Origin of the sequence: Solidesulfovibrio sp. DCME (assembly GCF_049995385.1) — a bacterium.
Classification (GTDB): Bacteria; Desulfobacterota; Desulfovibrionia; order Desulfovibrionales; family Desulfovibrionaceae; genus Solidesulfovibrio.
The window spans coordinates 2,510,931-2,535,073 of sequence record NZ_CP188261.1; the positions used below are offsets into that span (position 1 = coordinate 2,510,931).

The window sequence follows — 24,143 nt, forward strand, 5'->3', positions numbered from 1 at the left end:
CCACCGGGGCGCTGCCCCGGACCCCGGCAGGGCGCTGCCCTGCACCCGCCGGGGGGCGTCACGCCCCCCGGACCCCCCGTTCGGCTTTGGCGGGCGGACAAGGCGTCGGTCACCGGTGGTGCGGGGAAGATGCGAGGCCGGAATTGGGCCTTCGATGCCGCCGCTGTCGCGGCAGGCTCGAAGGCCCAATTCCGGCCTCGCCCAGCCGTCGGCCCTTCGGGCCGAGGTCTTGGAATTTACTGACAAGATTTTCTTAAGATGCGGCGCTTCGCCGCTGGCGCCCTTGTTGGCGGAAATGGGCCTGCCGTGCTGGCCGGCTTTGCGGCCAGTGTCGGCAGGCCCATTTCCGCCAACAAACGGTCCGACGTCAGGCCGCCCGACGTACCCGACCGCTTTGCCACCCGCCCCCGTCGGGGGGGACCGGGGGGGATCATCCCCCCCGGCCGCCGGAGGCATTCTTCGCCTTTTTCCTCACATCACCAGACGCGCCGCACCTTCACGCCGTGCGCGGCCATGTGGTCCTTGCAGTCCTTAATGGAGTATTCGCCGTAGTGGACGATGGAGGCGATGAGCGCGGCCGAGGCTTTGCCCTTGGTGACGGCATCGGCCATGTGGTCGGGGTTGCCGGCGCCGCCCGAGGCGATGACCGGGATGGTGACGGCTTCGCTGATAAGCCGCGTGAGCGTCAGTTCGTAGCCGGTCTTGGCCCCGTCGGCATCGATGGAGTTGCAGCAGATTTCGCCGGCCCCCAGCGCTTCCACGGTCTTGGCCCATTCGATGGCGTCGAGGCCCATGGGTTTGCGGCCGCCGTGGATGACGATTTCGTAGCCCGAGGGGATGGCCTCGCTGACGGGCACCTGTTTGACGTCCATGCCGACCACGACGCATTGGGAGCCGAAGGCGGCCGCGCCTTGGCTGATGATGTCCGGGTTTTTGACGGCGGCGGAGTTGACCGAGATTTTTTCGGCGCCGGCCAAGAGCACCGCGCGCATGTCCTCGACGGTGGCGATGCCGCCGCCCACGGAGAAGGGGATGAAGATTTGGCTGGCGACCTTGTCCACCACGTCGAGCATGATGCCCCGGCCTTCGCTGGAGGCGGTGATGTCGTAGAAGACCAGTTCGTCGGCGCCGGCCTCGTAGTAGAGGCGGGCGGTTTCGACCGGGTCGCCGATGTCCACGTTGCCCTTGAACTTGATGCCCTTGGTGAGCTTGCCGTCGCGCACGTCGAGGCAGGGGATGACGCGTTTGGAGAGCATGGATCAGGCCTCCTTGCAGTAGGCGGCGAAGTTGGCGAGCAGGGCCAGGCCCGGGCGGCCGCTTTTTTCCGGGTGGAACTGCACCGCCCAAAGCCCCTGGCGGCCGTGGAGGGAGCAAAACGGCAGGCCGTAGGTCGTCACCCCGATGACGTATTGGTCGGCCGGCACGGGGTAGTAGCTGTGGACGAAGTAGAATTCCGAGGCGGCGTCGATGCCGTCGAAGAGTTCGCAGTCCTGGCGCAGGGCCACGCTGTTCCAGCCCATGTGCGGGATGCGGATGGGCAGGCCGTCCTCGTCGGTCAGTCCCTGGGAGAACATGGCGCACTGGCCGGGGATGATGCCAAGGGCGGTGGTGTCGTTTTCGGCGCTGTACTCCAGCAGGATCTGGCAGCCGACGCAGATGCCGAGCAGGGGCTTGCCGGCGGCCACTTGCGCCTTGAGCAGCGCATCCAGGCCGGTGGTGGTCAGTTCGGCCATGGCCTGGCCGGCGGCGCCCACGCCCGGAAAGATGACGCCGGTGGCGTCGGCGATGACGGCCGGGTCGGCGGTGATGCGGCAGGGGATGCCGAGGTGGGTAAGCGCCCGGCGCACGCTCGTCTGATTGCCGGCCTTGTAGTCCAAAATGGCAAGCATGGCTTGGTTCTCCTTAACGCCTCCGGCGGCCAGGAAAGGCGCTGCCTCTCCTGGACCTCACCGGCAGGGGCTTTGCCCCTGCACCCCACCGGGGGGCATGATGCCCCCCGGACCCCCTCGAAGGGGGGTGGTGCCCTGGATTGATGATGCGGCGCATGACGGCGGGGAGCCGCTTTCGCCGCCACCGGTTGTGAACATTTTGGGGAATTTTGGCAAGGCGCGGTCGACGCGGCCGGCCGGGCTATTTCTTGCGCTTGAACATCTTTTCCATCTCGCGCAGGCCGAAGCGCACGGTGACCGGCCGGCCGTGGGGACAGTAGTCGCGGTCCGGGGCCTTGGCCCATTGGCCAAGCAGCGCCACGGCCTCGTCGTCGGCGAGTTTTGTTCCGGCCTTGACCGCCGTCTTGCAGCTCATGAGGATCCACAGGTCCTGCAGGCTCTTGGACTGGCCCGACAGGGCGGCGGCCAGGTATTCCCTGGCCTGGCCCAGGGAGAGCCCCGGCGGCGCGCCGGTGATGGCCACCACGCCCGGCCGGGGCGATTCCAAAAGGAAGCCGATGGCCCGCAGTTCGTTGTGCAGTTCCCGCAATTTCGCCTGTTCGGACGGATGGAGTGTGGTTTCCACCGGGATGCCCACCGGCCGGCTGTCGCCGCGCGAGCCGGAGGCCTCCATGGCGGCGTAGATGACGCGCTCGTGGGCGGCGTGCTGGTCCACCAGCACGAGCTCCCGGCCGAGGTCGACAAGAAGGTAGGTGTCGGCGAACTGGCCCAGGTAGCGGATGCCGGGCGGCAGGGCCGGTTCGAGCTCCTCGGGGGCGCGGGCGCGCAACGGTTCGGGTTCGGAAAATGGCGTCTGGGCGTCGCCGTGGCCGGGCACGGAGGCGGACCGGGCCTCGATCCCGGGCGTGGCCGGGAAGGCCTGGCCGCGTTGGTGGCGGGCCACGGCCGGCGGATCGAGGTGGCGCACCGGGGCGGGCTGCCCGTGGCGGCGGTTGTCGGCGGCGGCTTGGGCGGGTGTGATGCGCGCGGGCGGGGCCTCGGCCTCGGGCGCGGCAGCGGGAGCGAACCGGCCGGGCTGGGCGGGGCTGTCGGGCCGGGCGGGCTGGGCCGGCGTGGCCTCCCGAACCGGTGCGGCCCCGTGAGGGAATCGCTCGGGCTGGGCGGATTGGGCTGGGGTGGTCTCCGGAACCGGTGCGGCACCGTGAGCGAACCGCTCGGGCCGCGCGGGCTGGGCTGGGGTGGTCTCCGGGCCCGGCGCGGCATTGGCCGCGGGCTCGTCGCAGGCGCGGGCGGGAAAGGCCGGCGCGGCGCTGCCGGGCGACGGCGGCGCCTCGCGCACGGCCTCGCCCATGGGCACGGACTGGAAGGGCGCCGGGGCGTCGGCGCGCACGAGCTCGTCCAGGAAATCGCGCCGGGACGGGAATTTGGGCGCCTGGCCGTCGCGCTTCACCCAGGGCTCGGGCGCGGGCACGGTGCGCAGCACTAGCGCCTTGTCCAGCGCCTGGCCCACGGCCCGGCGGAGGTTCAAAAACACGGCCTGTTCGTCGCGAAAGCGCACCTCGGTTTTGGCCGGGTGCACGTTGACGTCCACGTCCTCGGGCGGAATCTCCAGGAAAATGACCACTTGCGGGTATTCCCGGGCCAGCAGCCGGCCCTTGTAGGCCTCGCGCACGGCCGACAGCAGCACCCGGTCGAGCACGGCCCGGCCGTTGACGTAGAAAAGCATGCGGTCGGCCTTGCCCTGGGCCTTGAGCGGCTTGCCCAAGACGCCGTGGATGCGGATGGGGCCGAGCGCGTATTCCATTTCAAAGAGTTCGTCCGTGACGGCCGGCGGCCACATGCCGTCCAGGCGGGCGATGAGCTTCTGGCCGGCCGGAAAGCGCAGGGCCGTGCGCCCGCCCACGGCTAGCTTCATGGCCACGTCCAGCCGCGACAGCGCCACCCGGCAGAAGAGTTCCGTGGCCCGCTTGGTCTCCACGGCCTCGGACTTGAGGAATTTGAGCCTGGCCGGCACGGCGGCGAACAGGTCGCGCACCTCGATGCGCGTGCCCCGGGGCATGGCCGCCGGCCCCCGTTCGACGATGCGCCCGGACGCGATGCGCAGGAAGGCGCCCTCGTCGAAGGCTTCGTGGCGCGAGGTGACGGTGCAGGTCGATACCGAAGCGATGCTCGGCAGGGCTTCGCCGCGAAACCCGAAGCTGGCGATGCCGGAAAGCTCCTCCATGGAGGCGATCTTGCTCGTGGCGTGGCGGGTCACGGCCAGGGGCAGTTCCTCGGGCGTCATGCCCCAGCCGTCGTCGGCCACGGACAGGAGCGTGCGGCCGCCGCCGTCGATGGCCACCTCGATGCGCGTGGCCCCGGCGTCGAGGCTGTTTTCCACGAGTTCTTTCAGCACGCTGGCCGGGCGTTCCACCACCTCGCCGGCAGCGATCTGGTTTTGCAGTTCCGGGGGCAGGACGCGGATGGTGCGATGGGGGACGGATCGTGACATGGCCCGAACATACGCCATCTTTTTTCCGGGGGCCAGTCGCGGCGGCTTGTGGAAAAGGGCGCCGGATGGGCGTAGGGAGGTCGTGGCCAACGCCCAAGGAGACCCCGCATGCCCATTGCCCACAACTATCTGCGCACGCACGTGCGCCTGGCCCATATCGTCGCCAACTACAAATTGCTGTGCGGTTTCGGCGGCCATGTCCTGGCCGTGATCAAGGCCGACGCCTACGGCCACGGGCTGACCGAAACGGCCACGGCCCTGGCCGCGGCCGGCTGCGACACCTTTGCCATCGGCTCCGTGGCCGAGGGCGCGGCCCTGCGCGAGGCCGGGTCGCAGGCGGCCATCGTGTCGCTGCTCGGCCCGGTCGTGCCCGAGGACGACGCCTTGGCCCTGGAAAAGGACGTCATCCCGTTTATCCACGACTTCGGCCAGCTCGACCGTCTGGCGGCGGTTGCGGCCAGGCGCGGGAAAAAAGCCAAAGTGTCGCTCAAGTTCGACACGGGCATGGCCAGGCTCGGCTTCACCGAGGCCGATGTGCCGCAACTGCTTTCCCGCCTGTCCGGCCTGCCCGCCATCGAGCCGGTCATGGTCAGTTCGCACCTCGCCACGGCCGACGACCCCACGGCCTTCGACTACGTCAGCTCCCAGGGGGCGCGCTTCGCCCGCATCTGCCAGGCCTTGCGCCACGGCGGCCTGACCTTCGAGGCCTCGCTGTGCAACAGCGCCGGCATCCTGGCCCATGCCGGGGATTTCGGTTTCGAGGCCCGCCGGGCCGGCATCGCGCTCTACGGCGTCAACCCCTTCCAGGGCACGGACCGCGAGCACCTGGGCCAGGGCCTGCTGCCGGCCATGGAGACGGTCACGCGCATCGTCTCCGTGCACGACCTGCCGCGCGGGGCGTCCATCAGCTACGGCCGGACGTTTATCGCCGAGCGCGACATGCGGGTGGCCATCGTGGCCGCCGGCTACGCCGATGCCTACAGCCGGGGGCTGTCCAACAAGGGCTTCCTGTGCCTGTGTGGCCGGCGGGTGCCCATCCTGGGGCGGGTGTGCATGCAGTTGACGGCCGTGGACGTCTCGGGCCTCGGTCCGAAGCCCGGCGACCCGATCCACCTGCTCGGCGGCGAAGGCCCCGGCGCGGTCACGGCCGACGAACTGGCCCTGTGGTGGGAAACCATCCCCTACGAGGTCTTCTGCCTGTTCGGCCTGAACCCCCGGGAATATTGCTGAGGCGCGGGCCGTGGCGGCCGGGGGCGAGGGAGGGCGGCGCACAATGAGAACTAAAAATATCTTATTTGTCTCTATGCATCGGGACAGGAGGCCTTATCTGTGAGCAGAAGATCCGGTCCCTGTTGACCGGCTTGTCGGAAGCCCGGTGCACCGACGGATCTCCTCAATGTTGGAATCGCTTTCTGACAGGAGATATCGTCAATGAATACCAATGGATGCTCAAACTGCGCCATTCGTGGCATGTTTTTCGACTTCCTGGATGACCCCTGGAAACACGCCGGCATGGAACACGAGGCGGCCCGCTTCGTCAGGGATGGCCTGCTTGTCGTCAAGGACGGCATCATCACCGATTTCGGCCCCTACGAAGAGGTTTCGACGCGCCATTCGGGGGTGGAGATCACCCATATCCAAGACCGGCTCATTCTGCCGGGATTTATCGACGGCCACATCCACTTCCCCCAGGTGCGGGTGCTCGGCGCCTATGGCAGCCAACTGCTCGACTGGCTGCAACAGTGGATTTTCCCCGAGGAGATCAAGTACGCCGACCGGGATTACGCCCGCAAGGCGGCGGGGTTATTCTTCGACGCCCTGCTGGCCGGCGGCACCACGACCTGCCAGGCCTTCACCACCAGCAGCCCGGTTTCCACCGAGGAGTTCTTCGAGGAGGCGACCCGGCGCAACATGCGCGTGATCGCGGGCTTAACCGGCGTGGACCGCTTCGCGCCCAAGGACTTCCTCATCTCCGCCGACGACTTCTACCGCGAATCCAAGCGGCTCATCGAACGCTACCACGGCAAGGGGCGCAACCTGTACGCCATCACCCCGCGGTTTGCCGTGGGCTGCACGGGCGAGATGATGGACCGCTGCCGCCAGCTCAAGGAGGAGTGCCCGGACTGCTGGGTCAACACGCACATTTCCGAGAATCCCACGGAAGTACGTCAGGCCAAGGAGCATTTCCCGGACTGCACGGACTACACCCATGTCCATGAGAAGCATGGGCTTTTGGGGCCGAAGTTCACGGCCGGCCACGGCATCTGGCTGTCGGGCGACGAGATGAAGCGTTTCTCCAAGGCCGGAGCGGCCATCTCCTTCTGTCCGTTGTCCAATCTGTTCCTGGGCAGCGGGCTGTTCCGCCTGGGCCGGGCCAAGGACCCCGAATACCCGGTGCGGCTGTCCATCGGCAGCGACGTTGGCGGCGGCAATGCCTTCAGTCTCGTGCGCGTGCTGGAAGAGGCCTACAAGGTCGGCATGTGCAACAACACCATGCTCGACGGATCGATCAACCCGCGCGAACAGGACCTGGCCGAGGCCGACCGCAACAAGCTCTCGCCCTACCGGGCCTACTACCTGGCCACGCTGGGCGGCGCCCACTCCCTCTACCTCGACGACACCCTGGGCAATTTCCAGCCGGGCAAGGAAGCCGACTTCGTGGCCCTGGACTGGAACGCCGGGCAGGCGGCCATGGCCTGGCATCAATCCCTGGCCGTGGGCGAGGGAGGACCAGCCACCATCGAAGAGGCGGCCCAGCTCCTGTTTGGCATCATGACCGGCGGCGACGACCGCAACGTGGACGAGACCTGGATCGCCGGCCAACGGGCGTACAAGAAGCCTGCGGTTTCCAGGGAATAACGGGGCCTTTTAGCCGCCAGCTCCACCGCCGCCCTCCGGCCCGCGCCGAAGGGCGGCCGGTGGCTGGCGCGATGAGGGAGGCCGATATGGACGTACGCGTGGCCCGGGCATCGGCCGTGGTGTCCCAACGGGTGCCGGCGGGGCGGGAGGACTGGTTTCTGGCCTGGCAGCGCGGCATTGCGGCCGCCGCCGAGGCGTTTGACGGGTATCGCGGCACGGATGTCTATCCGCCCACGGCCGGGCAGGGCGAGGAGTGGTTCGCGGTGATCCATTTCGATGCGCCCGGCCAGCTCGATAGTTGGCTGGCCTCGCCGGTGCGCGCCCAGTGGGTGGATCGGCTGCGGGCGGAGATCGGCGATTTCCAGCTCAAGGAATTCTCCAAGGGGTTCGGCCCCTGGTTCGCCTGCCTGCGCGACGAGGCCGGGGGCAATACGCCGCCGGGCTGGAAGATGGCGCTGATCGTGCTTTTGGGGCTGTACCCCACGGTCATGGTGCTGTCGCTTTTCCCGGGGCCGCTGCTCTCGCCCCTGGGGCTGGCCGCATCCATGCTCATCGGCAACGCCATGAGCATCAGCATCCTGCAGTGGGGGGTGATGCCGCTTTTGAATGCCGGCTTCGCCTGGTGGATGCAGCCTTCGGGGACGGCGGGCACGCGCACGGGCGTGGCCGGCGTGGCGGCCATCGCCGCCATCCTGGCCCTGCTGGTGCTGTTCTTCCGGCTGCTGACGGGCTAGCCGCATCCTCGATGCGGCGGCTGGCCGTCTCCAGGGCAACACCGAAGAATAAATGCTTTTTAAAAAGCTCGCGTTTTTTCAAGGGCCGCCACGCGAGGGGCCGCGCCCTCCCGTGGACGGCATTGACCGGCCCGGCGCGGGTGGCCACGGCCTGGCCCCGGCCCTGGCCGCAGGCTCAGGCCCGGGTCGGGATGCCGTGGATGCGCAGGTAGCGGTAGAGGCTTTGCTTGCCGAGGTCGGACATCTCGCAGGCCTTGTGGATGTCGCCGCCGGTTTGCTGCATCAGCGCCTTGAAGTAGCGGAACTCGGTGTCCTTTTTGTAGCTGTCGAAGGGCGTGATGGTGAATTCGCCCGATGCGGCGGCCGGTTCGGCCGGGGGCAGCAGTTCCGTCTCCTGGCCGAGGCTCGCCGTTTCCTGGCGCTTGCCGCTCATGATGCGGATGCGCACTTCGGGCGGGAGGTGCTTGGGGTAGAGCGTGGGCTCGAACTGGGCGCGCACGATGATGTTTTCCATGAGGTTGACCAGTTCGCGCACGTTGCCCGGCCAGTCGTATTCCTGGAGGCTGTCCAGGAATTCCGGGGAAAAGCCCTTGAGCGGCACCCGGTACTTCTTGCAGTAGGCATTCATGTAATGGATGGTCAGCTCGCGGATGTCCTCGCCGCGTTCGCGCAGCGGCGGGATGTGGATGTGCATGGTGCGCAGGCGAAAGAGCAGGTCGTTGCGGAAATCGGCGGTCGCGACCATGGCTTCCAGGTCCTTGTTGGTGGCGGCCACCAGGCGGAAATCGCTCGTTTCCTCCTCCTTGGCCCCAACCGGCCGGAAGCGGCGCTCCTGGAGCACACGCAGGAAAGCCTTTTGCTGGGAAAAGGGCAGTTCGCCCACCTCGTCGAGGAACAGGGTGCCCTTGTCGGCCTGCTTGATGAGCCCTTCCTGTTTTTTCTCCGCCCCGGTGAAGGCGCCCTTGGCGTGGCCGAACAGCACCGATTCGATGAGTGTTTCCGTCAGGCTCGAACAGTCCACCACCACGAAGGGCCCTTCGGCCCGTTCGCTGTTGTCGTGGATGGCCCGGGCGAAGAGTTCCTTGCCGGTGCCGGTTTCGCCGGTAATGAGCGTGTTGGCATCGGCATTGGCGGCCTGGGCCACCAGGTCGAGGCAGCTGGAGACGCGCTGGCTGTTGCCGATGATGCCTTCGCGCTTGAGCGCCACGGTGGGCGGCCGGTTGGCGAATTTTTCCTTGCGGTACTGGAGGGCGCGAATGAGCGGCAGGGTCATGGTCTCGGCCGTGGCCGGTTTTTCGATATAGTCCCAGGCGCCGTTTTTGATGGCCAGTTCCGCGCCGTTGGGGTAGCTCGCGCCGGTGAAGATGATGACTTCCGGTGCCTTGTCGCGTTCGGTGATCCTGGGGATGGACAGCAGGCCGTTGCCGTCGGGCAGGTCCACGTCGAGGTAGACGACGTCGTAGACTTCCTTGTCCAGGGCTTCCAGGCCCTTGGTCAGGCTCGGGCGGGCCTCGACCTCGTGCCCCATGGCCTCGATGACCAGCTTGCAGACTTCGCGGATGTGCGTGTCGTCGTCGATCACCAAAATTTTCGCCATTTGGCCTCCCTTGTGTCCCCCGACACAGCGGAATGTGTAAGGGGAAGCGCGCATTTTGTCGAGACGGGGTGAGGCGGCCGGCCAAAGGCGGGAGGGAGCGGCCAGCGACGAGCCGGCCGCTCCACGGTGGCACGGAGGGCTAGTGTTGCATCAGGATAGTAAGCGCGGGGCTTATGTTGAAAACAGGGCAAACGGAACCCGCATACACATAGGAATTATATACAGCGGAAGAACCGCTGGAATTCGTGACGGTGATGGCCACGGAACCCGCGGCATGCGCCGGCGCATCGACGAACAGGGATTGGCCATTGGCGTAGATGGTGACGTTGCTGCCGGGCGCGTCACCGAATTTCACCGTGGGGACATGGGGGAAGTAGGAAAAGTTATTGCCGCTTATGATGACGTTGTCGGTTCCGTTGGCGCTTCCGGTTGCGGGAAAGACGGACGAGATGACCGGTTTGGCGGTATAGGTGTAGCCGTCGGTGAGGGTGGCCGACGGCCCTTCGGGATTGGTGACGACGAGATTGCCCGTGCCGGCGGCGTGGGCGGCGGGGTCGACGAAAAGCGTATTGCCGTAGGAAGTGACGGAGGTTACGGTGGTTCCGCCGATGGTCACGGACGGTTTTCCGGATTTCATGGCGAAATTGGCGCCGGATATGATGAGGTCCTGGCTTCCGTGCGTATCTCCCGAGGCGGCGGAGAGGAAGGAGATGACCGGGGTCGTTGCATACGTGTAGGCCTTGGAAAGGGTGGTCGAAGGGCCGTCGCTGTTGGTCAGCTTGATGCTGACGGTTCCCGCCGCATGGGCGGGAGTATCGACGAACAGCGCCGAACCGCCTCCGTAGACGCTCACGTTGCTGCCTGCGACGCCGCCGAAGGCGACCGTGGGCGCACCCGCGGTATCGGAGAAGTTGCCGCCCATGAGGATGAGGTTTTCCATTCCGCCGATATGGCCGGAAGCGTCCGATTGGTAGGTGATGCTCGGCGTGGAGGAATATTCATAGCCTTTGGTCAGGGTAACCGATTTTCCGCTGGGGTTGGTGACGACGAGGTCGACGGTGGCGGCCGCATGGGCCGGCGCGTCAAACGAGAGCGCTCCCCCGCCGGCTTCGGTCGTGACATTGGTCGCTTTCTTTCCACCGAGGGTGACCGTGGGCACGGAGGGGAAGTAGGAAAAATTGCTGCCGTACAGCGTAACGTTCTTGCTGCCGCCCGTGTGGCCGCTCACTGGGGAGAGGGATGATATGACGGGCTGGGCGCTGTAGGTGTAGCCTTTTTTCAGTGTTGCCGTAACGCCGCATTGGTTGGTGACGCTTATGTCGACGGTGCCGGCCGCATGGGCCGGGGCCGAGACGGAGATCCAGTTTCCGTACGATGTTACATTGGTGGCGGGTAGGCCACCGAAGGCAACCGTAACGTGCTTGTCGAAATTCGCGCCATAAATGCTGACGTTGTTGCTGCCGCCAATGTCACCCGAATCGGGGAAGAGGTAGGAAATCGTATGGGGTGTACCGGTGCGCAGGATGCCTGTGCCTGGTTGGCTTGCCTGTTCCGCGTTGTCTGCGCAGCATGTTTTTCCTATGCTGTTCCCTTTGTACGTGTAGGTTGTGCACCCGTTACTGGTGGAAGACGAGAGATCGGTATCATTGATACCATATTGCGATTTTATAGTTGTTATTATGGATTGAATCGCCTGACATGTCATGTCCTGGTTTTTCGTTGACAGGATGGCTATGATTTTTCCGATACCAGTTCGTATGGCTTCTTTGGTATTGACAACCTGGTTGGTTTGTGCGGTTGCTGGTATTGCAATCATGGCCATTAATACAATTGGGGAGAATATTCTTAGTAAGTTCATGCTCTACCCTTATTGAGAACGATACGCTTAAGTGGATGAAATTGAACGCCGCTTCTCTGGATTGAATACGCAGTTTATGACGTTTGTATCGGTACAGTAATCAGCCTTTGACGCCATGCGCATGGTAAAATAACGGGGATATGGTGTCAATAAATCGAGTTGTGGAGACAGCGTGGCGACAAGGCCGCAACGGATGCCTTATCCGTTTGTGATAACTGTAGTAAGGGAGTATGACGCCCCCTGTCGGGTCGTCTCTGTCATGATCGTCATTTTTCGAGGAATATATGAAAGAGAATGTGGCTCATGAAACGGCAATTGGACGCAAACGCCCCATCCTCGTCTGGGTGATATTTCTTTTCTACCTCGTCAGTTCCGTGCAGGTGATCGTCGGGCTTTTTTTCGTCACGGCCGGCGGGGTGGAGATGGCCCCGGAGCAGCAGGCCTACCTGGCGAAATTCTCGGTCATGGACCGGGTGATCGGCTACATCAACGCCGGTCTCACCCTCGTCGGGGTGACGCTGCTGTTTTCCCTGCGCAGGCAGGCGGTCAACGTGCTGGCCCTGGCCTTTGCCTGCAACCTGTTTTCCACGGCCCTGGTCTGGTACAAGACCGACCCGGCGGCGGTCATCGCCCCGGCCGGGCTGATCGCCCAGGCGCTGGGCATCGTGCTGTTCGGGGCGGTGGTCTTCTACGCCTGGCGGCTTTCCAAACGGGGGGTGCTGGCCGGGCGGTGAGTCCCCGTTGCTCGGCTGTCGGCGGATGACCCCGGTGAATGGTTTGCATGGACGATGTATGACAAAAGCAACGAAAGAATTCGATGTGGCACGGCATTTTGATGAAAGCCTTGCCGCGAAGTACGACCGCAGGATTCGCCAGTTTTGCCCCAACTACGACGCCTTGCATCGAATGTTGATCCCGTGGCTGCAGGGCTTGCCTGCCGCGGCGGATTTTCTTTCTGTCGGAGCCGGGACAGGGGCTGAAGTCGTCACTCTTGGAAAGATCTTTCCTCGTTGGCGTTTTGTTGCCGTGGATGTTTCTCCTGATATGATCAAGGCCTGTCAGGCAAGGGCAACGGACGCCGGCCTGGCGGATCGGGTTGCCTGTTTCACTGGCCGCTTGCAGGATTATGCATCGTCAGCATCCTTCGACGCGGTGTCCTCCGTCTTCGTTTCCCACTTCATCAAGGGGCGGGCGGAAAAGCTTTCCTATTTCAAATCCATATCGGAGAACCTGAAGGTTGGCGGGCTGCTCGTTGTGGCCGATCTTTTCGGCGAGAAGGGTTCTGCGGAATTTACGGCCTTGCTGGACGCTTGGTTGCGATCCTATGCAATGCACGGGGTTTCTGATGAAGATTTGATCCAGGATCGTCTTCATGTCGAGAAAGATGTCGATTTCATTCCGGAGGATGATTTGTTTACCCTTCTGCACGAGGCAGGGTTTTCGACACCCATCCGATTCTATCAAACGTATTTATTTGGCGGCTGGGTTGCGACCCGTGTCCATTGAGTCCGATTTTTTTCTCGGATCATCATCCACGCCTCTCAATCCTTGTCCATCTGTACGGCTATCGATACAACCCCATGCCGTTGCTCCGGGCACTCGACTGGTCGGTGCGCTCCGTTGCCGGCGCCCGTATCATCGCTACGACATAAGTCGTTTCGACCGCGCCGCCCGTGGCGTAGCGCGCCTCGTAATGGCGGGCGAACTCCCGGTAGCGCCTCGGGCTGCCCGCCTTCACCCCGGGCGTGTGGGTCACGCCCGCGCCCTTGAGGCTTCCGAGCATCGCCCGGACACTGTCGTGGCGCACTACGTGGCGCTCCTCGGTGATCGTTGCCGTGACATGCGGCAGGCTCGCGAATAATTCCTTGTAAAACGCCGCCGGCCGCATGGGAAAGACCGCGCCGAAGCCCGTGGCCCGCGACGCCTCCGCCAACTCCCACAGCGTCCCCGCCACGTACAGTGCGATGGCGAAGCCGCCGCCCGGGCGCAGCAGGCGCAGATCGGCCGCAATGGAGGCCGCCGGGTCGGCATACCAGTGCATGGCCGAGGCCGAACACAGGAAGTCGAAGCTGCCCGGCCCAAAGGGCGGCCGCTCGCCGTCGGCCACGACCTTGACCGCCCCGGGCATGGCCGCCCGGGTCAGCATGCCGGCCGAGAGGTCCAGGGCCACGTAGGTGCCGCCGTCGTGGCGCGGCAGCAGTTCGCGGGTGAGCAGGCCGCTGCCGGCCCCGATCTCCAGGACATTGCCGGCGAGGGCTGGCGGGCACAAGGCGGCCAGCCGGGCCGCCACGAGGCGCTGCACCCGGGCCGCGGCCTCGTAGGTGGCGCCGGCCCTGTCGAAGCGCCGGCGGATGGGCGTAGTGCTCAAAAAAGATGCTCCGCGAAGATGTCCGGCGACGGCCAATGCCCGCCGGCGTGCAGCCGAAGGTCGGCGCCGGGCAGCAGTGGCAGGGCTCGGTCCAGGGCCTTGCGCCGTACGATGCGGTCGGCCTCGCCCCAGATGACCGTGACGTTGGCGGCGGCAACCGGCGTGTCGGCCACGGCCGAATGGCACAGGGAGTCGAGGCCGGCGGCCAGGGGCGCGGCCCAGGCCGCATCGAAGGCCGGCGCCTCGGGCAGGCCGCAGTTTTCCCAGAAAGCCCGTACCGTCGCGGCCGCGTCGGCGTCCATGGCCGCGCGCATGGCCCGCACGGCCCGTTCGGGAAAGCTGTCGGTGAAGCGGGCGAAGGGCGCCAGCAGGACCACCCGTTCGAAACGGGGGAAAAGGCTCGCCCCGTGCTTGAGGAGCATATGCGCCCCGGTGGACCAGCCGGCCAGGACCCGGGCCGGGCAAGCCGCCGCCCGGGCGATGAGGGCCGCCTCGTCGCCGTCGACAAACGGGACGGCCAAATCGGCCCGCGCCGCAAGGCCCGGAAAAAGCGTTGCGACGCCGGCCCAGCCGGAAACGAACAACACGCCGGTCATGGGAAAAAGGCGACCCGGAGCCTGGAAAAGCCCAGGCGGATGCGCTTGATGTCGTCCTCGGTGAGGTCGGCCCGAAGCGACAGCCGCAGCCTGGCCGTGCCATCGGGAACGGTGGGCGGCCGCACGGCCGCGACGTAGAGCCCCTCGGCCATCAGCAGCGCCTGGGCGTGCAGGGCCACCCGGTTGCGGCCGCAGGCCACGGGGATGATCTGCGTGGTCGAGCCCATGGTGTCGAAGCCGAGGCCGTTTAAATGGTCGCGCATGTCCTTGGCCAGGCGCATCAGCCGCGCCCCTTCGCCGGGATTGGCCTTGATGTGGCGCAGGGCGGCCAGGGACGCCCCGAGCACGGCCGGCGGCAGGGCGGTGGAAAAAATAAACGAGCGGCCGCGGTTGCGCAAAAGCTCGATGGTCTCCACCCGGCCGGCGATGAAGCCTCCCTGGGAGCCCAAGGCCTTGCTTAACGTGCCCACGTGCACGTCCACGTCGTCGGACAGCCCCAGCGCGGCGGTCAGGCCCCGGCCCCGGCCGAGGATGCCCGTGGCATGGGCCTCGTCCGCCACGAGCAGCGCCCCGTGCGCTTTGCCAAGCTCGACGATCCGCGCTAAGGGAGCCACGTCGCCGTCCATGCTGAAGACCGTGTCCGTGACAATGATCTTTTTCTCGGCCTGCGCCTCGCGGGCAAGCAGCTGCTCCAGATGCTCCATGTCCAGATGCCGGTAGCGCACGAGCCGGGCTCCCGAGAGCCGGATGCCGTCGATGATGCTGGCATGGTTGAGGCGGTCGGAAAACACCACGGTGTGGCGGTCGGCCAGGGCGGCGAACACGGCCAGGTTGGCGGCGTAGCCGCTGCCGGTCACCAGCGCCGCTTCCTGGTATTTGAAGGAGGCCAGTTCCGCCTCCAGGGTCTCGGCCAGGGCGAAGTTGCCCGTGACCAGCCGCGAGGCCCCGGATGAGCAGCCATGCCGCTCCAGGGCCTTGGCCGCGCCGAGGATCAGGTCCGTGTGGTCGGACAGGCCCAGGTAGTTGTTGGAGGCGAGGTTCAAAAGCCGCGTTCCCGAATAGAGGATTTCCCGGGCCGCGCCGTCGTCCACCGGCGGAATGGTCCGGAAACTGTCCGAGTTGCGAAGCCTGGCCGCCTCGGGCACGATGTATCTGCCGAAAAAGGATGTGCTCATGTCGGTATACGATTCCGGGCGGGAGGCCATGCGTATCTGGCATCCCTGTACCCAGATGAAGGATCACGAGATGTATCCTCCCGTCTTTATGGACCGGGGTCAAGGGATTTACTTCGTCGATCGGGAGGGAAAACGCTACATCGACGCCATATCCTCCTGGTGGGTCAACCTTTTCGGCCATGCCAATCCCCGAATCATCCAGGCCGTGACCGAACAGCTCCATCGACTCGAACACGTCATTTTCGCCGGTATCACCCATGCCCCGGCCGAGGAATTGGCCGAGCGGCTGCTGGCCATGGCCCTGCCGGGGCTGACGCGGGTCTTTTTCGCGGACAACGGCTCGTGCGCGGTGGAAGCGGCGCTTAAGATGAGCCATGCCTCCTTTCGCAACCTGGGCCGGCCCGAGAAATGCCGGTTCCTGTACCTCAAAAACGGCTACCACGGCGAGACGGCCGGGGCGCTGGGCGTATGCGGCGACGGGCTGTACGCCGCGCCCTTTGCCCCCCTTTTCGTGCCCCAGATCGAGGTGGCCGGCCCGGACTGCCTGGCCTGTCCCTACGGCAAGGCCCGCGACGCCTGCGACACCGAGTGTTTCGCGGCCATGGAGGCGGCCATCGCCGCCCACAAAGACGCACTGGCCGGGGTCATTGTCGAACCCCTGGTCCAGTGCGCCGGGGGCATGCGCATGTATCCGCCGGCCTACCTGGCCAAGCTGCGCCGGGCCACGGCCGAGGCCGGCATCCATTTCATCGCCGACGAGATCGCCGTGGGCTTCGGTCGCACGGGAACGCTGTTCGCCTGCGAGCAGGCCGGGGTTTCGCCCGATTTCCTGTGCCTGTCCAAGGGCATCACCGGCGGCACCTTGCCCCTTTCCTGCGTGCTGACCACGGACGCCGTGTTCGACGCCTTTTATCACGATTGCCTCGACGACAAGGCGTTTTTGCATTCCCACAGCTACACGGGCAACCCGCTGGCCTGCGCCGCGGCCTGCGCCACATTGCGCATCTTCGAGGAAGACGACGTCATCAACGCCAACCGGGTCAGGATCGAGCATCTGCAACGGGCCGTGCGCGAGCGGTTTGCCGGCTACCGCCATGTCCTGGAGATCCGCAACGCCGGCTGGATCACGGCCGTGGAGCTGTGCGCCGACCCCGAGCGGAAGCTGCCCTTCGACGAACGGGCGCGCACCGGGTTTCACATCTACCGCGAGGCGGTGCGGCGCGGCGCCTGGTTGCGCAACTTGGGCGACATCATCTATTTCATGCCGCCCTATGTGATCACGTTCGAGGAAATCGACAAACTGGCCGACATCGCCTTCGATGCGGTCAAGGCGGTGCTCAAATGAAGCGCTATTTCATCACCGGAACGGGGACGGGCATCGGCAAGTCGTATTTTTCGGCCCTGCTTGCCCGCAAGCTCAAGGAAGAAGGGCGGTCGGTGCGCTACATCAAGCCCGTGGCCACGGGGTATCCGGCCGATGACGACGCGGCTTTCGTGGCCGGCCGGGCGGGCCTGGCCCCCGAGGACGCGGTGACGCTCTATACCGCCACCGAGCCGGCCTCGCCGTGTTTCGTGTTCGACCCCTTTCCCTTCGAGGCCTGCGTTTCCCGCCTGGAGGCGCTGTGCGAGGGCCGCGACGCGGTGCTCATCGAAAGCGCCGGCGGCCTGGCCGTGCCGCTGGGGGTGCGGCGCTACAACTACCAGTTCGCCCTGGCCCTGGGGCTGGAGACGATTCTGGTCGTGCCCAACCGGCTTGGCTGCCTGTCCGACGCCGTCGTCTACGGCCATTTCGCCCTGCGCCACCGGTTGTCGCTTGCGGCCATCGCCGTAAACGACTTTTTCGCCGCAAGCCCGGCCCAGGCCGACCGCAACGCGGCGGAAATCGAGCGGCAGTTTCCGGGGAAGGTGGGCTACCGGTTTGGCCAAGGGGAGGCGCAAGGCGCGTAAGCGATGGGCAGGCTTGCGTGACGGCTTTTGCCGAAGTGGTTTCGTGTATTTTTAAATACAACACAAAGATATTATTGACGTACTTACTGTTCCGACGCAACTGTCCGAAATGAATATGATAAAATATTGAATATCCTGTTGCAGCCTCCTTTCGCTTGGCGCATGAAGATAACGAGAACACATTTGCCGGGCCCGCCTTGAGAACGGTATCGAACGGGCCGCCTTGGGCACGCGTTATTGCATCCACCAAAAAAAGGGGGACATATGCACAGGGATATGAAACTGATAAAACAAATTCTCGGTTCGATCGCTGATAGTTCGGATTTTGATTGTACCGTCAGCCTCGATATCCATGGGTATGAGCAAAAAACTGTAAAATATCATATCTCGCTGCTCAAAGACCATGAATGCCTCGCCTTTGGCGACCCGACGCAACAATCCTCCGTGTACCCATTCAAGGTTCGCCTGACATGGGCCGGTCACGATCTGTTGGAAAAGCTGTAACAGGATGCCGACAAGCCCGGTTCATGTTCATGCCTGTCGTTTCAAGGAGGGGGTGGTCGAATTCGTTTTAGGATAGCCTTGGATGGCCAGCAGGGAAATCATGGCAACGGTCTTAACTGCAAAAGAATGCAGGAGGGCTTATGAATGATCCTGTTGAAGTGCTGGAAGTCAAACAAGTCATAATTTCGCGGCGCAAGTCGAACCCGCCGCAAATTGAAATCTACGCCACCGGCCTCGTTTCCGGCGAAGGATGGGCCAAGGGCTTTCTTGAGCCGGCCTTGTACGGTGTCGCGGACCCCGTGATTTCTCCGTCCGATGGCATTCAAGACTATCGTTTCCTGGCCTACCCGCCTGAGCCCGCCGCAGGCAAATCGGTATCGAACGCTGCCGATCCCCTGTATCTCGTCGACGCCTGCACGATAATCCCCATGAAGGATGTTCCGCCCTGGTTCAAGGGGGTTCGCGTGCATGCGGTCAAGAACACGGTTGAACGTACCTTTGGACAGAAAAAACCGGAAAAGGGGATGGTCTTCCTCAAGGGGGCCCTCAAGCAAGGCGTCGAGTGCCCGTTACTCGTCACCGATGACGGAGAAGTCTATTCCCTGTCCGGGCAGGTGGCTTTGCCGCCCGAAGGGACAATCGTCTATATCGAGGGAGAGATCATCGATTACAGCTACTGCATGGCTGGGATTCCGTTGCGCATTATTTCGATACGCACCGAGAAACTGACGTTGTCAACGCTCTGAAGGACTGGCCCATCGGCTTGTTTCCCTATGGTTTGTTGCCGTCCATGCAATAAAGGAGAAGCCGCAATGGAAACGAAGGATTGGTATGCCTGGATCAATGCCATGCCGCCTCTGCCGGATGACTTTCATGTCGTCGGGGAGGTGTACGTTGGCAACCCGGGAGTGCAAGTCGAATTCTATCCCAGGCAACCGCAGGGAATCAATCCCTCCATCCTGTTGCTGGAACTGCATCTCGAAAAGCGTTCAGGCATTTGGACGCAGCAGATGACCTGGGTTCAGGGACGCTATGACAAAGTGCTCGTTCCCGGAAGCCCGAGGTACACGGAGGTCGAAATATTTCATGATGGCGAGTCGATTGCCCACCTGAATGTGGACCTTGTCGAGTGAAGCCGGAGCCCTTCGTTGCGCGGGTTGCCTCTATACGGCAACCGGCGCAACGCAAGGGGTTTGCCCAACGGGATGCCGGAATAACCGAGCGTAGCCGCTTGGTTTGTCCTCATATCCGTGCCGCCATCCTTTGGGGTTCATGCAAAAAATCCAGGGCGGTAGCCCGTTGGCCGCAGCGCTTTCCAACGGCCAGGGCAACGGGGCCATGTTCCCCGGAGGCCTGCGAAGCGCGCGGGCGGTGGCGGTTGCCGCCCGCGCGTCGCGGCATGTCTGGGGCTCTTGTGGCGTCCCCGGGGTGGAGCGGTGCTGTTTCGAGGGCAACAGCCACGCCACTGTTTTTTACTGAAAGTACTTCCGGATGTTCCGCAGGCCAGCCCTAGCCCCGCCCGAGCATTTCCATGGCCTGCTCCACGGAGGCGTTTTCGTGGACGATGGCCGTGACCGCCTTGAGCAGTTCCGTGGGCTGGGCGTCCTGGAAGATGTTGCGCCCGACCGACAGCCCGGCGCCGCCGGCCTGCACGCTGTCGCGGATCATTTCCAAAAGCCCGCGCCGCGAATCGATCTTCGGCCCGCCCGCGATGACCACCGGCACGCAGCAGCCGGCCACCACCGTGGCGAAGCTGTCCGGATCGCCGGTGTAGGGCACCTTGACGATGTCCGCGCCGAGTTCGTTGCCCACCCGGGCGCAATGGGCGACAACACCCGCGTCGAACTCGTTTTTGATTTTCGGGCCGCGGGCGTAGACCATGGCCAGCACCGGAATGCTCCAGGAGGCGGCCGCCTCGGTGACATGCCCCAAGTCGTCGAGCATCTTGGACTCGGTTTCGTCGCCGAGGTTGACGTGCACGGACACGGCGTCGGCCCCGAGCTTGATGGCCTCTTCCACCGTGCATACCAGCGTCTTGGCGTTGGGAAAGGGCGAAAGGCTGGTGCTGGCCGAGAGGTGGATGATGAGCCCCACGTCACGGCCCCGGGCCCGGTGGCCGCAACGCACCACGCCCTTGTGCATGAGCACGGCGTTGGCCCCGCCGGCCACGATCCCGGTCACGGCCTCGCGCATGTCGGCGATGCCCTCGATGGGGCCGACGGACACGCCGTGGTCCAGGGGGACGATGATGGTGCGGCCGGTGTCGCGGTTGACGATGCGCTCGAGGCGGATGGATTTGCCGATGTTCATGGTCGTTCTCCTTGGCGGTTTTCGCGAAGGAGCCCGGGGACCCGGTCGGCTGGTAACAAAAAGGGCCGCCGGGCGATTCGCCCGCGGCCCCTGTCGGCGGTTGTGTGGGATGCGGCTATGCGGCCGCGCCACCCGCCAAGCCGCGAGCGCGAAGGCCGTAATAATAATACGAGCCGGTAAAAAAGAGGCGCATGGCGGTGGGGCGGGATTGCATGTGCGACTTCTAGCCCAGGGCCGGACGGTCGTCAAGTGGCACCTCGGCCGGTCGGGAGCGTCACGGTTTGCGCATTGCCATGGCCGGCCGGGTCTGATAGTTTTCAACGCAATTTCGGGGGAGACGCCTTACAATCATGTCTGACCCGCGCATCCTGCTTGCTTCGCGCAATACCGCCCTGGCCGCCGCCCTGGTCCGGCAATGCGGCGGCGCATCCACTCCCGGCACCATACGTACGGGCGATCCCGACACCGTGTTGCGGGTTATGGCCAAGTCCGGTGGGGACGGCGTGCTGTTGTGCGTCGTGGACATGGCGCTGCCGGAGCCGGCGGTGACCGCCCTGGCCGCCGCGGCCGGCGCGGCCGGCGTGCCCTGGCTGGCTGCCGGCGAGCGCTTCACGCCCGACTTGCGGCAAAAGGCCGAGGCCCTCGACGCCATCGATTTCGTGGTGGCCGACCCGGAGGAGCCGGAACGCGTGGCCCAGTTCGCCTGCCGGCTGCTCAAAAACCGCCAGGCCCGCATCCTGGTGGTGGAAGACTCGACCTTCATGCGCGCCCATCTGCGCCGCCAACTGCGCCGCTACCAGTTCCGGGTCTACACCGCCCCCAACAGCGACGTGGCCCTGGCCATCCTCGACCAGCGGCCGGACATCGCCGCGGTCATCATCGATTACGACATGCCGGGACAAAACGGCCTGGACCTGACCCGGGCCATCCGGCGGCGCTTCCGCCACCGCGAGGTCTGCCTCATCGGCATCTCGGGCAAGGCGCCCCGGTTCATCTCCTCGGAGTTCCTCAAAAACGGGGCCGACGATTACCTGCACAAGCCCTTCGAGCGCGAAGAGCTCTACTGCCGGGTGCTCCACGGCGTCGAAGCCGTGGAACGCATGCTCGAAATCAAGCGCCTGGAGCGGCTGCGGCGCATGTTCCTGTCCATGCTGGCCCACGACCTCAAAAGCCCGGCCGGCGGCATCGTCGGCGCGGCCAACCTCATTCTCGACGGCCTGTGCGGCCAGGTCGGGGGCGAGGTCCGGGAGATGGCGGCGGTCATCAGCCAGGCCGGCCGCCGGCTGTGCTCCCTGGCTTCCAACATGCAGGACCTCACCCGGCTGGAGACCGGGCGCCTGGAGCCGTCCCTGGCCGTCAGCCGGCTCGACGCCCTGGTCATGGAGCGCGTGCGCCTGGCCGAGGCCACGGCCTCGGGCAAGGGCATCCGCATGCGGGCCGAGGTGGCGGAAATGCCGCTTTTCCCCTTCGATCCCGACCTGATGGCCCGGCTTCTGGACAATCTGCTGTCCAACGCCGTCAAGTTCTCGCCGCCCAAGTCCGAGGTCCGGGTGGAACTGGTGCTGGCGGCCGAGGAGGCCGTCATCCGGGTGCACGACCAGGGTCCGGGGATTTTGCCCGAGGAGCGCGAGCGGCTCTTCAAGCCTTTCGAGCGCCTGTCCGCCCGGCCCACGGCCGGCGAGAAAAGCCTGGGCCTGGGCCTGGCCATTGCCGAGGGCATCGCCGTGGCCCATGGCGGCCGCATCTGGGTGGAAAGCGAGCCCGGGCAGGGCGCGACCTTCTGCTTCTCCCTGCCCGTGACCCTGTCGCCGGATCAGTCGCTGGCCTGTTCCTGCGAATAGACGTATTCCCGAAGGCTCTGGAGCCAGGACCGCGGCGCGTAACCGATGGCCGCGGCCAGCTTGCCGTTGTCGAGCACGGAATAACGCGGCCGCCAGGCCTTTTGCGGATAGCCCGAGGACGGGATGGGCAGCACCCGGCAGGGCAGGGAGGCGGCGATGACGGCCTCGGCCGCCAGTTCGCACCAGCTGGCCTGGCCCGAGCCCACGGCGTGGAAGATGCCCGTGGCGTCCGTGGCGGCCAGGGCCGCCGACCAGGCGGCCAGGTCCAGGGTGCAGGTGGGGGAGCCGACCTGGTCGGCCACGACCGAAAGTTCTGGGCGGGTCCTGGCCAGGCCCAGGATGGTGGCCACGAAGTTCTTCTTGCCCGGCCCGAACAGCCAGGCCGTGCGCAGGATCTGGTACCGGGGCAGGCCCGCCTCCTGGATGGCCCGCTCGCCGGCCAGCTTGCTTGCGCCGTAGACCGAGCGCGGGTCGGTCGGGTCCTCTTCCTTGTACGGAACGTGGGCGTCCCCGCCGAAGACGAAGTCTGTGCTGTAGTGCACGAGCACGGCCCGGGCCGGGCCGCAGGCCCGGGCGAGGAGCCCCGGCAGGTCGCGGTTGAGCCGGTAGGCCGCTTCGCTGTCGTCCTCGGCCGCGTCCACGGCCGTGTAGGCCACGGTATTGAACAGGTGGGTGGCCTCGAACGCCTCCAGGGCCGCCGCCACCGCCCCGGCGTCGAAGGGGTCGAGCTCGCTGCGGGTGGTGGGCCTGACGGCGAAGCCGGCCGCCGTGAGGGCAGCGGTCAGGGGGCGGCCGAGCAGCCCGGTCTTGCCGCCGAGCACGATGGCCCGGCCTTTTTTTTCCCCGCTCATGCCCGGCCTCCGTACCATTTGTCCATGAACTGGCGGTAGGCGCCGCTTTGGACGCTTTCCAGCCAGGCGCCGTTGGCCCGGTACCAGGCCATGGTCTCGGCGATGCCGCGCGTAAAATCGTATTGGGGCGTAAACCCGAGTTCGTGGGTGGCCTTGGTGAAGTCCATGGCGTAGCGGCGGTCGTGGCCGGGGCGGTCGGTGACGAAGCGGATGAGGCTTTCGGGCTTGCCGAGGGCGGCCAGGATGGTGCGCACCACCTCGATGTTGGGCTTTTCCGCGTCGCCGCCGAAGTTGTAGACCGCGCCGGGCCGGCCCTTGAGCAGGGCCAGTTCCACGCCCCGGCAGTGGTCGGTGACGTAGATCCAGTCGCGCACGTTTTGGCCGTCGCCGTAGACGGGCAGCGCTTCGTCGGCCATGGCCCGGGAAAACATCAGCGGAATGAGCTTTTCCGGGAACTGGTAGGGGCCGTAGTTGTTGGAGCAGCGGGTGATGACCGTGTCGAGGCCATAGGTTTCGTTGGCGGCCCGCACGAGCATGTCCGCACCGGCCTTGCTGGCCGAGTAGGGGCTGTTGGGGGCCAAGGGCGTCTCCTCGGTGAATTTCCCCTCCGGCCCGAGGGTGCCGTAGACCTCGTCGGTGGAGACGTGGACGAAGCGGCCGATGCCGAAGGCCCGGGCCGCGTCGAGGAGCGCCTGCGTGCCGGCCACGTTGGTGCGGATAAAGGGCGCGGCGTCGGTGATGGAGCGGTCCACGTGGGTTTCGGCGGCGAAGTTGACCACGGCCTCGATGGCGTGGCGTTGAAACAGGTGCAGCACCAGTTCGCTGTTGCCGATGTCGCCCCGGGCGAAGATGTAGCGGGTGTCGTCGTAGGCGGCCTCGACGTCGGCCAGGCTCAGCCGGTTGCCGGCGTAGGTCAGGGCGTCGAGGTTGACGATGGCCAGGTCGTCGTGGCGGGAGAGCATGTCGCGGATGAAGTTGGAGCCGATGAAGCCGCAGCCACCGGTCACGAGCAGTCGCATCGGTGTTTTGTCCTTTTATTTTGGGGTGTTGTTTTCAGTGGTCGCGTTGACGGAAATCTTTTTACCCGTTTGCCCAAAAAAAGTCTTGCCAAATCGGTGGGGTC

The 24,143-nt window shown here is 65.3% G+C and carries 22 protein-coding genes; 11 read left to right on the top strand and 11 right to left on the bottom strand.

Features of this window, described 5'->3' with window-relative positions; all coding sequences use genetic code 11:
* Positions 1-476: 476 nt before the first annotated feature.
* The 3 genes from hisF to mutL form a co-directional block, all read right to left on the bottom strand.
* Positions 477-1,256 (bottom strand): imidazole glycerol phosphate synthase subunit HisF, encoded by a 780-nt coding sequence (gene hisF / locus ACP59X_RS10820; RefSeq protein ID WP_428569263.1) that lies wholly within the window; start codon positions 1,254-1,256, stop codon positions 477-479.
* 3 nt (positions 1,257-1,259) lie between these two features.
* Positions 1,260-1,889: an imidazole glycerol phosphate synthase subunit HisH gene (gene hisH / locus ACP59X_RS10825; protein WP_428569266.1), complete on the bottom strand. Its 630-nt coding sequence runs from the start codon at positions 1,887-1,889 to the stop codon at positions 1,260-1,262.
* A 241-nt stretch (positions 1,890-2,130) separates the two neighbouring features.
* The gene (mutL, locus tag ACP59X_RS10830) at positions 2,131-4,380 is read right to left on the bottom strand and encodes a DNA mismatch repair endonuclease MutL (RefSeq protein WP_428569269.1); all 2,250 of its coding nucleotides are present in this window, start codon (positions 4,378-4,380) and stop codon (positions 2,131-2,133) included.
* A gap of 108 nt (positions 4,381-4,488) precedes the next feature.
* Between mutL and alr the strand changes: the two genes are divergently transcribed.
* From alr to ACP59X_RS10845, 3 genes are all read left to right on the top strand, one after another.
* The gene (gene alr / locus ACP59X_RS10835) at positions 4,489-5,610 is read left to right on the top strand and encodes an alanine racemase (RefSeq protein WP_428569271.1); all 1,122 of its coding nucleotides are present in this window, start codon (positions 4,489-4,491) and stop codon (positions 5,608-5,610) included.
* Positions 5,611-5,811: 201 nt separating this feature from the next.
* Entirely contained in the window at positions 5,812-7,239 is a 1,428-nt protein-coding gene (guaD, locus tag ACP59X_RS10840) for a guanine deaminase (RefSeq protein ID WP_428569274.1), read from the top strand.
* Positions 7,240-7,325: 86 nt separating this feature from the next.
* Positions 7,326-7,973, top strand: coding sequence for a putative antibiotic biosynthesis monooxygenase (locus ACP59X_RS10845; protein WP_428569276.1), 648 nt, complete (start codon positions 7,326-7,328; stop codon positions 7,971-7,973).
* A 175-nt stretch (positions 7,974-8,148) separates the two neighbouring features.
* Here the strand turns inward: ACP59X_RS10845 and ACP59X_RS10850 are convergent, their stop codons facing one another.
* Entirely contained in the window at positions 8,149-9,570 is a 1,422-nt protein-coding gene (locus tag ACP59X_RS10850; RefSeq protein WP_428569281.1) for a sigma-54-dependent transcriptional regulator, read from the bottom strand.
* 139 nt (positions 9,571-9,709) lie between these two features.
* Positions 9,710-11,428, bottom strand: a complete 1,719-nt coding sequence (locus ACP59X_RS10855; protein ID WP_428569284.1) for an IPT/TIG domain-containing protein — start codon at positions 11,426-11,428, stop codon at positions 9,710-9,712.
* Positions 11,429-11,712: 284 nt separating this feature from the next.
* On the opposite strand from ACP59X_RS10855, the gene ACP59X_RS10860 reads away from it, so the two are divergent.
* Together ACP59X_RS10860 and ACP59X_RS10865 are read left to right on the top strand one after the other, a co-directional pair.
* A complete protein-coding gene (locus tag ACP59X_RS10860; protein WP_428569287.1) occupies positions 11,713-12,162 on the top strand; it encodes a hypothetical protein in 450 nt (149 codons plus the stop codon).
* A gap of 58 nt (positions 12,163-12,220) precedes the next feature.
* Entirely contained in the window at positions 12,221-12,934 is a 714-nt protein-coding gene (locus ACP59X_RS10865) for an SAM-dependent methyltransferase (protein WP_428569290.1), read from the top strand.
* Between the two features lie 58 nt (positions 12,935-12,992).
* On the opposite strand, the gene ACP59X_RS10870 is transcribed toward ACP59X_RS10865, so the two are convergent.
* Genes ACP59X_RS10870 through bioF form a run of 3 tightly spaced genes read right to left on the bottom strand, consistent with a single transcriptional unit; the run spans position 12,993 to position 15,567 of the window.
* Positions 12,993-13,796 (bottom strand): methyltransferase domain-containing protein, encoded by an 804-nt coding sequence (locus ACP59X_RS10870; protein WP_428569292.1) that lies wholly within the window; start codon positions 13,794-13,796, stop codon positions 12,993-12,995.
* Positions 13,793-14,392: an alpha/beta fold hydrolase gene (locus tag ACP59X_RS10875; protein ID WP_428569295.1), complete on the bottom strand. Its 600-nt coding sequence runs from the start codon at positions 14,390-14,392 to the stop codon at positions 13,793-13,795. Before ACP59X_RS10875 ends, ACP59X_RS10870 begins: the two co-directional genes overlap by 4 nt.
* Positions 14,389-15,567 (bottom strand): 8-amino-7-oxononanoate synthase, encoded by a 1,179-nt coding sequence (gene bioF / locus ACP59X_RS10880; RefSeq protein ID WP_428569298.1) that lies wholly within the window; start codon positions 15,565-15,567, stop codon positions 14,389-14,391. Before bioF ends, ACP59X_RS10875 begins: the two co-directional genes overlap by 4 nt.
* Between bioF and bioA the strand changes: the two genes are divergently transcribed.
* The 5 genes from bioA to ACP59X_RS10905 all read left to right on the top strand — a co-directional run bounded on the left by bioA (position 15,566) and on the right by ACP59X_RS10905 (position 19,151).
* A complete protein-coding gene (bioA, locus tag ACP59X_RS10885; RefSeq protein ID WP_428569301.1) occupies positions 15,566-16,912 on the top strand; it encodes an adenosylmethionine--8-amino-7-oxononanoate transaminase in 1,347 nt (448 codons plus the stop codon). The two genes, bioF and bioA, sit on opposite strands and share 2 nt — an antisense overlap.
* On the top strand, positions 16,909-17,514 hold the full coding sequence (gene bioD / locus ACP59X_RS10890) for a dethiobiotin synthase (RefSeq protein ID WP_428569303.1): 606 nt from the start codon (positions 16,909-16,911) through the stop codon (positions 17,512-17,514). The genes bioA and bioD overlap by 4 nt, the downstream gene beginning before the upstream one ends.
* Before the next feature lie 276 nt (positions 17,515-17,790).
* Positions 17,791-18,018: a DUF2513 domain-containing protein gene (locus tag ACP59X_RS10895; RefSeq protein WP_428569305.1), complete on the top strand. Its 228-nt coding sequence runs from the start codon at positions 17,791-17,793 to the stop codon at positions 18,016-18,018.
* Between the two features lie 140 nt (positions 18,019-18,158).
* A complete protein-coding gene (locus ACP59X_RS10900) occupies positions 18,159-18,764 on the top strand; it encodes a hypothetical protein (RefSeq protein WP_428569308.1) in 606 nt (201 codons plus the stop codon).
* A 66-nt stretch (positions 18,765-18,830) separates the two neighbouring features.
* Positions 18,831-19,151, top strand: coding sequence for a hypothetical protein (locus ACP59X_RS10905; protein WP_428569311.1), 321 nt, complete (start codon positions 18,831-18,833; stop codon positions 19,149-19,151).
* A gap of 376 nt (positions 19,152-19,527) precedes the next feature.
* On the opposite strand, the gene ACP59X_RS10910 is transcribed toward ACP59X_RS10905, so the two are convergent.
* On the bottom strand, positions 19,528-20,328 hold the full coding sequence (locus ACP59X_RS10910; protein ID WP_428569313.1) for a 2-amino-3,7-dideoxy-D-threo-hept-6-ulosonate synthase: 801 nt from the start codon (positions 20,326-20,328) through the stop codon (positions 19,528-19,530).
* Positions 20,329-20,678: 350 nt separating this feature from the next.
* Between ACP59X_RS10910 and ACP59X_RS10915 the strand changes: the two genes are divergently transcribed.
* Positions 20,679-22,169 carry a sensor histidine kinase gene (locus ACP59X_RS10915; RefSeq protein WP_428569318.1) on the top strand — a complete coding sequence of 497 codons (1,491 nt, stop codon included), beginning with the start codon at positions 20,679-20,681 and terminating at the stop codon, positions 22,167-22,169.
* On the opposite strand, the gene rfbD is transcribed toward ACP59X_RS10915, so the two are convergent.
* Both rfbD and rfbB read right to left on the bottom strand, forming a co-directional pair.
* Entirely contained in the window at positions 22,142-23,020 is an 879-nt protein-coding gene (rfbD, locus tag ACP59X_RS10920; RefSeq protein WP_428569321.1) for a dTDP-4-dehydrorhamnose reductase, read from the bottom strand. The genes ACP59X_RS10915 and rfbD overlap by 28 nt on opposite strands.
* The gene (gene rfbB, locus ACP59X_RS10925) at positions 23,017-24,039 is read right to left on the bottom strand and encodes a dTDP-glucose 4,6-dehydratase (RefSeq protein ID WP_428569324.1); all 1,023 of its coding nucleotides are present in this window, start codon (positions 24,037-24,039) and stop codon (positions 23,017-23,019) included. The genes rfbD and rfbB overlap by 4 nt, the downstream gene beginning before the upstream one ends.
* Between the last annotated feature and the right edge of the window lie 104 nt (positions 24,040-24,143).

What these genes read in the sequence shown, in the direction of transcription:
- hisF (WP_428569263.1), bottom strand. Translation starts at nt 1,256, where the DNA reads ATGCTCTCCAAACGCGTCATCCCCTGCCTCGACGTGCGCGACGGCAAG.
- hisH (WP_428569266.1), bottom strand. Translation starts at nt 1,889, where the DNA reads ATGCTTGCCATTTTGGACTACAAGGCCGGCAATCAGACGAGCGTGCGC.
- mutL (WP_428569269.1), bottom strand. Translation starts at nt 4,380, where the DNA reads ATGTCACGATCCGTCCCCCATCGCACCATCCGCGTCCTGCCCCCGGAA.
- alr (WP_428569271.1), top strand. Translation starts at nt 4,489, where the DNA reads ATGCCCATTGCCCACAACTATCTGCGCACGCACGTGCGCCTGGCCCAT.
- guaD (WP_428569274.1), top strand. Translation starts at nt 5,812, where the DNA reads ATGAATACCAATGGATGCTCAAACTGCGCCATTCGTGGCATGTTTTTC.
- ACP59X_RS10845 (WP_428569276.1), top strand. Translation starts at nt 7,326, where the DNA reads ATGGACGTACGCGTGGCCCGGGCATCGGCCGTGGTGTCCCAACGGGTG.
- ACP59X_RS10850 (WP_428569281.1), bottom strand. Translation starts at nt 9,570, where the DNA reads ATGGCGAAAATTTTGGTGATCGACGACGACACGCACATCCGCGAAGTC.
- ACP59X_RS10855 (WP_428569284.1), bottom strand. Translation starts at nt 11,428, where the DNA reads ATGAACTTACTAAGAATATTCTCCCCAATTGTATTAATGGCCATGATT.
- ACP59X_RS10860 (WP_428569287.1), top strand. Translation starts at nt 11,713, where the DNA reads ATGAAAGAGAATGTGGCTCATGAAACGGCAATTGGACGCAAACGCCCC.
- ACP59X_RS10865 (WP_428569290.1), top strand. Translation starts at nt 12,221, where the DNA reads ATGACAAAAGCAACGAAAGAATTCGATGTGGCACGGCATTTTGATGAA.
- ACP59X_RS10875 (WP_428569295.1), bottom strand. Translation starts at nt 14,392, where the DNA reads ATGACCGGCGTGTTGTTCGTTTCCGGCTGGGCCGGCGTCGCAACGCTT.
- bioA (WP_428569301.1), top strand. Translation starts at nt 15,566, where the DNA reads ATGTCGGTATACGATTCCGGGCGGGAGGCCATGCGTATCTGGCATCCC.
- bioF (WP_428569298.1), bottom strand. Translation starts at nt 15,567, where the DNA reads ATGAGCACATCCTTTTTCGGCAGATACATCGTGCCCGAGGCGGCCAGG.
- bioD (WP_428569303.1), top strand. Translation starts at nt 16,909, where the DNA reads ATGAAGCGCTATTTCATCACCGGAACGGGGACGGGCATCGGCAAGTCG.
- ACP59X_RS10895 (WP_428569305.1), top strand. Translation starts at nt 17,791, where the DNA reads ATGAAACTGATAAAACAAATTCTCGGTTCGATCGCTGATAGTTCGGAT.
- ACP59X_RS10900 (WP_428569308.1), top strand. Translation starts at nt 18,159, where the DNA reads ATGAATGATCCTGTTGAAGTGCTGGAAGTCAAACAAGTCATAATTTCG.
- ACP59X_RS10905 (WP_428569311.1), top strand. Translation starts at nt 18,831, where the DNA reads ATGGAAACGAAGGATTGGTATGCCTGGATCAATGCCATGCCGCCTCTG.
- ACP59X_RS10910 (WP_428569313.1), bottom strand. Translation starts at nt 20,328, where the DNA reads ATGAACATCGGCAAATCCATCCGCCTCGAGCGCATCGTCAACCGCGAC.
- ACP59X_RS10915 (WP_428569318.1), top strand. Translation starts at nt 20,679, where the DNA reads ATGTCTGACCCGCGCATCCTGCTTGCTTCGCGCAATACCGCCCTGGCC.
- rfbD (WP_428569321.1), bottom strand. Translation starts at nt 23,020, where the DNA reads ATGAGCGGGGAAAAAAAAGGCCGGGCCATCGTGCTCGGCGGCAAGACC.
- rfbB (WP_428569324.1), bottom strand. Translation starts at nt 24,039, where the DNA reads ATGCGACTGCTCGTGACCGGTGGCTGCGGCTTCATCGGCTCCAACTTC.